This window comes from Vibrio sp. 1288 (genome assembly GCF_033344475.1).
Map to the genome: position 1 here is coordinate 1 of NZ_JAWPOX010000327.1, position 812 is coordinate 812.

Genomic DNA, 812 nt, shown 5'->3' on the forward strand with positions numbered 1-812 from the left:
AGCACCATGATGGCTGATGGCTACGTAAACCGTATCGACCTAAATGGCCGTTCATACGAGGTAATTCCTCAAGTTGAACGTAAATGGCGTTTAAATCCAGAATCAATGAAGAACTACTACGTTCGTTCTGTGGATGGAAAAGCAGTACCACTTGGTAGCCTGATCACTATTGATGTTGTCGCCGAGCCTCGCTCACTGCCTCACTTCAACCAGCTGAACTCAGCAACCGTTGGTGCTGTACCATCGCCTGGCGTCGCAATGGGTGATGCAATTAACTGGTTCGAGGACGTAGCGCAGAACAAACTGCCTGCCGGTTACAACCACGACTACATGGGTGAAGCACGTCAGTTCGTGACGGAAGGTAGCGCGCTATACGCAACATTTGGTCTTGCGTTAGCCATCATCTTCTTGGTTCTTGCGATTCAATTCGAATCACTTCGTGACCCGATTGTTATCATGGTATCGGTACCGCTGGCGGTGTGTGGTGCGTTGATTGCGTTGGCATGGGGCACCGCCTCGATGAACATCTACTCGCAGGTAGGTCTGATTACATTGGTCGGCCTGATCACCAAACACGGTATCTTGATCTGTGAAGTAGCAAAAGAAGAGCAGCTGCACAACAAACTGTCTCGAATCGATGCGGTAATGGAAGCAGCGAAAGTTCGTCTGCGTCCAATTCTTATGACTACTGCGGCAATGATTGCGGGTCTTATCCCACTCATGTACGCAACGGGTGCAGGCGCAGCACAGCGCTTTAGTATCGGTATCGTAATCGTGGCTGGTTTGGCAATTGGTACGTTGTTCACACTATT

1 pseudogene is annotated in these 812 nt (G+C 49.8%); it reads left to right on the forward strand.

Annotation, left to right across the window (positions count from 1 at the left end):
- Positions 1 to 812: pseudogene (gene vmeD, locus R8O11_RS26555) on the forward strand (multidrug efflux RND transporter permease subunit VmeD); the annotation flags it as partial.